We start from the raw sequence: 6,492 nt of genomic DNA, 5'->3' as shown, positions 1-6,492 counted from the left end.
TCCGAGGCATAGTCTTTGCGGTGCTCGACCACCATGCGCACCGCCCGTTCGCGTAACTCGGCAGGGTACCTGGTCACCTTTGCCATTGCTCCGTCCTCTCAAAGTCCGGAGCCTCCAGGATACCCGGGGCGGTTCACTGCGAGGTTTTCGTCAGGCGAGTGCCGGGTGGCGACTCAGACGACTCCACGTCGCACCGCCTCGGCACACAGTTGGCCGATCGTCTGCACCCCAAAGCGCTCTTGCAGCCGTTGACTGATCCGCTGCACGCTGCGGGCGCTAATCTTCGTCCCCTCAGCGGTGAGTGCCATCGCAATCACCTTGGCGCTCTGACCCATCACGAGGCCACGCAGCACCTGCCGTTCCACGGTGTCGAGTTCCGGCGCAGGGATCTGTGGGCCCAGTAGCCGCGTCGCCACAAACTCCGTGCGCAGCGCTTCCACGATCGGCACGCCAAGCACCACGATCGCTCCGGCCGCCGCCTGCGCCAATTGGTCGCCTAGATCGGCCGGCGGCGTGGGTAGCTTCGGCAGAAACCCGCGGACCCCAAGCAGCAGCACCTCGCCGAGGGCCGCTGCCTCCCAGGCCGTGGTGTAGACCACCACGTGGGCTTGTGGCGCTTGCTGGGGCAGGAGCCGCAGGTAGCGCAGATCCAGCCGTCCGTCAGTTATCGGGTCAACGATGACCAGATCAGGCCACAACGTGCTCAGCGGAAAGCCGAACCGCAGGCCGGCGTCGCCGACCAGCGTGAAGCGGCCGTCGCGGTCCAAGGCCACGCTCAGCCGCTCGCGGTGGACGGGATCCTCATCGAGGATGAGCGTCCGGAACGGGGTGCGGCTTGGTGCAGACACCGGTGCGGCACCTCTCCCGTCCAATAGGGCATCCCCGCGTGGCCCACTCACTCGATAAACGCTGGGCCGAACCGAATTCATCCAGCGTGAGGCGGATCTGACTGATGCAACGGACTCGCCGGTGGCGCTGGACGCGGGGGACATGGTCGAGCTGGGCATCGGGGTGCTGTGGACGGGCGGCGAGTGGATAGACGAGCGAGCCTCACGGACCGGCTCGTCCCGCCCCTACTAGATCGTAGAGACGAACAGGAGCTACTAACGGCATTGCATATATGCTATAATATGCATGCATTCCAATGGAGCACGAACCCGGCCCGGAGCAGATTCACCTGACCGGCATTCACATCAACCTGCAGGCGCAGGCGATCGTGTTTGAGGACCACCACGGCACGGTCGGGCGGCTGGTCTTCGGCGGCGAGACGGTACTCTACGAAGGTCGCCCGCTGCTGCTCCTACCAAGCGGCGACCCGGCCAACCCCACGGAACGACCGGCGCCGCCAGGTCCGGATCGGCCACTCCCGCCCACTCCCGCCGAACCGATGATTCATAACCCATCGCCGCAGCCGCCACGCACGGCGTTTTGAGACACCTCCAGAAGTGCTCGCAAACGGAGGTTTCTGAGAGCCTCCGCGACTCGCGTTGAACGGCGGTCTGCGGCTGTGTGTCTTGCTGCACTGTCAGCGCAGGATGGCGTTGCTGCGCAGGTCGACCGGGTAGAAGCGGCCGGCGAGCAGCTCGCGGATCAGGCCGCGATCCTCGACCAGCATCCCCCGGCGACACGAGGCAACGATCTCAGAACTCAACCCTGGACGCGTTCCGCTGAGACGATGTTTGTGATACGGGTGGCGACTTGGCGGCCACACCGGCTTGGCCGCCAGCACACGATGGCCTCACCTCCCTGTCTCAGATGGCCCTTTCTGAGACGAACACGCGATCGTGCAGCGCGAACGTGCGGCATCCACTATGCAAGTCCACTGCGGTGCGAGCACTGCCGCTTCCCTCCACCCGGCGACGGCCGGGTAGTGCGGCGAGAGGGCCGGCGCTAGTGGAAAGCAGGGTAGCCTCTGGGCAGCGGTCCGGCGCGTGAGCCAGCAACTGCGCGCACCGTTCATACGGCGCCCCAACCGGCCAGGAGCGCGGCCAGCGCGTCGCGCCAGATCCGCTCAGCGTCGTCTTCTGGGAAGGCGCAGCGGAGTTCGAGCGCGGCCAATCCCTCGCAAAGCGCGTGAAACTCGTACAGCGCGTCGGTCAGCGGACGTGCCCCGAGTCTGCCTGCCGCAGCCAGCCGCGCCAACCGGCTCCGTAGGCCATCCAGCGCATGGTCGGCTGCGCCGCGGAACCCCTCCGCGAGATCCGCCTGGACTTCCACACGCTGCACCGCTAGCCGGAACAGCGCCGGATGCTGGAGCACGAAGCGACGAAAGACACTCACGCCCGCCTCCACCAGATCAGCAGCCGGATCGTCTGTCTGCGGTAACCCATCGATCGCGGCTCGGAGCAGGTCGAAGGCTCGGGCGCCAAGCGCGATCACGAGTCCATCCTTCGAGCCGAACACGCTGTAGACAGCGCGGGTCGTGGTGCCGACTGCGCCTGCCACACGCCGCACCGACAGCGCCTCGATCCCGTTCGCAACCACAAGGCGCTCGGCAGCATCGAGGAGGGCGAGAGCCGTGCAATCGTCGTGTTCCTTGGGCCGCCCCACTGCTTGACATCCTATCGCGACGCTGTTACGTTACAACGTACCATAACTACCATGCCGCACAAAGAACGAGCAAGACATGAGCAGTGTAGCGCAGCAGGCCGACTTCAATGCCCGACCACCGATGCCGATTTCCGAGTACGAAGCGACCGTCAAGCGGGTCAACGTCGGCTACGACCTAATCCTGACGCTCGCGGACTGCTGCTTGCGCGCCCTGGGGCACGCTGACTTGCAGTTGCTGGTTGTCGGCGACGGCCGCGGGGCGGAGATCACCACGTTCTTACCGGCAAACCCGGGCTGGCACCTCACCGGGGTCGACCCGTCGCGCGACATGTTGAGCCTGGCGCAGGCGAAAGCCGCACGGCTCGGCGTGCAGGAGCGCGTGGACCTCGTGCGGCGCACGGTCGACGACCTGCCGCCCGAGCCGCGCTTCGATGCGGCGACCTGCCTGTTCGTGCTGCACTTTCTGTCGGACGCCGACAAGCGGGCGCTGCTGCGTGACATCGCCCGGCGCTTGCGGCCCGGGACGCCACTGCTCCTGGCCAACGGCGTCCGGCCCGAGGACGGTGGCCTGCGCGAGGAGTTGTTGGCCACCTGGCAGCAGTACGGCGAAGCGATGGGCATGCCATCCGCGCAGATGGCGGCAACGATCGCCCAGATTATCGCGTTTCCGGCAAGTCCGGCGGCGGACTACGAGCGGGTGCTGCGCGAGGCGGGCTTTGGCCGCAGCACCCGGCTCGTGAGCGTCCTGGGTGGCGGCTTGACCGCCTGGTTGGCGCGCAGTGACGGGTGATGGGCTGGAATCCGGCCTCCATCGCGGCCGAGGGTAGGAGAGCGCGATGACGCACGCTGACCGCCAGATCGTGAACCGGCGCACCGGGCAGACGATGATCTTCCGCCGCACGGCACAGGACACCGCGGGGCAACTGCTCCAGATCGAGTGCTCTCATGAACCGCACGGGCCGCGGGAGATCGAGCACATCCATCCGTACCAGGAGAGCCGCTTTGAGATCCTCGGCGGTCGTCTTGGCTTCCAGATCGCCGGCTCGGAGCGCAGCGCAGGCCCGGGCGACGTGGTGACGATTCCACCAAACACCCCCCACCACTTTTGGAACGCTGGCGCCGAGGTGGCGGACTACCTGCAGGAGTTTCGCCCCGCACTCTGCAGTGAGCAGTACTTCAGGGCGCTCTTCAGCCTGGCGCGCGCCGGGAAACTCGACCAGCGGGGTATGCCCTCTCCCCTGGCGCTCGCGGTGCTGGTGCCTGCCTTCGGTGACACCATTCGCCCGTGTAGCCCGCCCTGGCCGCTGCTGCGCGGCCTCGCCTGGTTGCTCGGTCCGCTCGCGCGGCTGCGCGGTTATCGCCGCGAGTCCCCGGACGGCGCCGCAGCGCCCTCACCCCGGCAGCCCGCGGCGTCCACTGGACCGTCCCTACACGACTGATGGCCTCAGCTACGGCCGCTCTCAGGTGCGGCTCGCTGGCGGGGTCTCCAGATGAGCATGTTGCTGCACGGAGGACAGCACGATGACGGCCGAGCAGATCCACACCTACTGCGCGATGTGCGTCTCCCGCTGTGGCGTGTTGGCCACCGTGCTGGACGGGGTGCTGACCAGGGTCACCGCCGATCCGAACCACCCCAACGGCGGCATCTGCGTCAAGGGCACAGCGGCACCCGAACTCATCTCGTCCCCCGACCGCCTGCGGTACCCGCTGGTGCGGACGCGGCCCAAGGGCGATCCGGACCCCGGCTGGCAACGCCTCACCTGGGATGAGGCGCTCACGCTCGCGGCCACGCGGCTGCTGGAGATCAAGGCCCGCTACGGGCCGGAGGCGGTGGCCGTGTCCGTGGCGACCCCGTCCGGCAGCGCCGCTCACGACTTCAACCGCTGGGCGTGGCGCCTCGCCAGTGCCTTCGGCAGCCCCAACCTGATGGCGACGACGCACATCTGCCAGTGGCACCGCGACTACGGCGCCAGTTACACCTACGGCGTCGGCACCCCACCACCGGACTTCGAGCAGACCCGTTGCCTGCTCCTCTGGGGCTTCAACCCGCAGGTGAGCTGGCCCACGATGGCCATGCGCATCGCCCGCGCCCGTGCCCGTGGCGCCAAGCTCATCGTGATCGACCCCCGCAGGACGGGTCTGGCGGAGAAGGCCGATCTCTGGTTGCGCGTGCGGCCCGGCGCCGACGGCGCCCTCGCCCTCGGCCTGATCCATGTGCTGCTTACGGAAGATCGCTACGATCGCGCCTTCGTGTGCGACTGGACCAACGCGGCCTTCCTCGTCCGCGAGGACAGCGGACAACTCCTCACCGCGCAGGACCTCGCCCCGGACGGGGACGCGCGGCAATGCCTCGTGTGGGACGGCAACGGCGCTCGCCCGGTCCCCGCGCGCGTCGGTGGTGGCTATGAAGCCAAGGGCGTCGTGCCGGCGCTGGGTGGTCGCTACAGCGTTGCTTTGGCGCACGGGCAGACCGTCGCCTGTCGGCCCGTACTACAATTGCTGGCCGAACTCGCCGCGCAGTATGTTCCGGAGCGGGCCGAGGCGCTGACCTGGGTGCCGGCCGACGCGGTGCGGCGCGCCGCACGGTTGTTCGCCAGCGAAACCCCGTCGTGCTATTACACCTGGGCCGGGCTCGAACAGCGCGTCGACGCGATGCAAACGAACCGGGCCGTCGCGTTGTTCTACGCGCTCACCGGGCAGTTCGATCGGCGCGGCAGCAACATGCTGTTCGCCAGCACGCCGACCAACCCCATCGTCTCACCCGCGCTGCTCTCGCCTAAACAGGCGGCACGGCGGTTAGGGTTCGCCGAGCGCCCGCTCGGTCTGGCGCGTCTGCCCGGGGTGGTTCGCGCCGCCGACGTGTACCGCGCCATACAGACCGGGCAGCCCTATCCGGTGAAGGGCCTGCTCGCCTTCGGGAGCGATCCGCTGGTCGCGCACGCCGATCCTCTGGTCGGCAAGCAGGCGCTGGACGCGCTCGACTTTTACGTGCACGTGGATTTGTTCGCCAACCCCAGCGCCGCCTGCGCCGACCTGCTGCTGCCCGCCGCCAGTTGCTGGGAGAGTGAGGCGGTGCTGCCTGGGGCACCGCCTCACGCCCTCGCCGAGCACACGGGAACCTGGGCGCAGTACCGGCCGGCCGTGGTCAAGCCGGTTGGCGAGGCGCGCCCGGACCTTGCGATCATCTTCGAGCTGGCGCAGCGGCTGGGGCTGGGCGAACCGTTCTTCGGTGGTGACATCGAGGCGGCACTGAACCACCATCTCGCGCCGTCGGGGCTCACGCTCCAGCAGTTGCGGGAGCATCCCATGGGCATGCGCGTGCCCGGCGAAACGCGTGAGCGCAAGTATGCCGAGATCGACTCCCAGACGGGAGAGCCCCGCGGCTTCGAAACCCCCACACGCGTGCTGGAGATCTATGCGACGCGCTTCGCCGAGGCCGGCTACCCGCCCCTCCCCGTGGTCGCGGAGCCGGAGGCAGTCACCGGACAGCCGGACCTGGAGGAGTGGTATCCACTGGTCCTCATCTTCTTCCGAGTAGTGCAGTTCTGCGACGATGGGCACCGCAACCTGCCGCGCCTGCGCCGCCAGGTGCGCGAGCCCTACCTGGCGATCCACCCGGCCACCGCCGCTGGACTGGGCATCGCCGACACCGACGGGGTGATCGTGGAGACGCCACACGGCGCGGTCACGCTGTGGGCGAAGCTGGATGCGGCGCTTGACCCCCGCGTGGTAGCCACGCAGTACGGGTGGTGGCAGGCGTGCCAGGCGCTTGGTGCGCCGGCCTACGACCCCTTCTGCCTGGACGGGGCGAACGCGAACCTCCTTATCCCCGCCGATCCAAGCGATCCGATCAGCGGCTCGGTCGCGCACCGTACGCAGCGCTGCCGCGTACGCAGGGCCTGAGCGACGGCGGATGTGCCATGGAAAGCGCTATGGCGAACG

6 protein-coding genes are annotated in these 6,492 nt (G+C 68.2%); 4 read left to right on the top strand and 2 right to left on the bottom strand.

Annotation, left to right across the window (positions count from 1 at the left end):
* Positions 1–173: 173 nt before the first annotated feature.
* Positions 174–848 carry a hypothetical protein gene (locus VKV26_22545; protein ID HLZ72694.1) on the bottom strand — a complete coding sequence of 225 codons (675 nt, stop codon included), beginning with the start codon at positions 846–848 and terminating at the stop codon, positions 174–176.
* Between the two features lie 296 nt (positions 849–1,144).
* Here VKV26_22545 and VKV26_22540 point away from each other — a divergent pair, with 296 nt between their 5' ends.
* Positions 1,145–1,432: a hypothetical protein gene (locus tag VKV26_22540; protein HLZ72693.1), complete on the top strand. Its 288-nt coding sequence runs from the start codon at positions 1,145–1,147 to the stop codon at positions 1,430–1,432.
* 524 nt (positions 1,433–1,956) lie between these two features.
* Here VKV26_22540 and VKV26_22535 read toward each other — a convergent pair.
* Positions 1,957–2,550, bottom strand: a complete 594-nt coding sequence (locus tag VKV26_22535; GenBank protein HLZ72692.1) for a TetR/AcrR family transcriptional regulator — start codon at positions 2,548–2,550, stop codon at positions 1,957–1,959.
* Positions 2,551–2,626: 76 nt separating this feature from the next.
* On the opposite strand from VKV26_22535, the gene VKV26_22530 reads away from it, so the two are divergent.
* The 3 genes from VKV26_22530 (at position 2,627) to VKV26_22520 (ending at position 6,453) form a co-directional block, all read left to right on the top strand.
* A complete protein-coding gene (locus tag VKV26_22530; GenBank protein HLZ72691.1) occupies positions 2,627–3,340 on the top strand; it encodes a class I SAM-dependent methyltransferase in 714 nt (237 codons plus the stop codon).
* Positions 3,341–3,386: 46 nt separating this feature from the next.
* On the top strand, positions 3,387–3,989 hold the full coding sequence (locus VKV26_22525) for a cupin domain-containing protein (protein HLZ72690.1): 603 nt from the start codon (positions 3,387–3,389) through the stop codon (positions 3,987–3,989).
* An 82-nt stretch (positions 3,990–4,071) separates the two neighbouring features.
* Positions 4,072–6,453, top strand: coding sequence for a molybdopterin-dependent oxidoreductase (locus VKV26_22520; protein HLZ72689.1), 2,382 nt, complete (start codon positions 4,072–4,074; stop codon positions 6,451–6,453).
* Positions 6,454–6,492: the final 39 nt, after the last annotated feature.

It is taken from the genome of Dehalococcoidia bacterium, from assembly GCA_035310145.1.
In the GTDB taxonomy this organism is placed as follows: Bacteria; Chloroflexota; Dehalococcoidia; order CAUJGQ01; family CAUJGQ01; genus CALFMN01.
This window is presented reverse-complemented; position numbering and strand designations above follow the sequence as displayed.

What these genes read in the sequence shown, in the direction of transcription:
- VKV26_22525 (HLZ72690.1), top strand. Translation starts at nt 3,387, where the DNA reads ATGACGCACGCTGACCGCCAGATCGTGAACCGGCGCACCGGGCAGACG.
- VKV26_22530 (HLZ72691.1), top strand. Translation starts at nt 2,627, where the DNA reads ATGAGCAGTGTAGCGCAGCAGGCCGACTTCAATGCCCGACCACCGATG.
- VKV26_22520 (HLZ72689.1), top strand. Translation starts at nt 4,072, where the DNA reads ATGACGGCCGAGCAGATCCACACCTACTGCGCGATGTGCGTCTCCCGC.
- VKV26_22540 (HLZ72693.1), top strand. Translation starts at nt 1,145, where the DNA reads ATGGAGCACGAACCCGGCCCGGAGCAGATTCACCTGACCGGCATTCAC.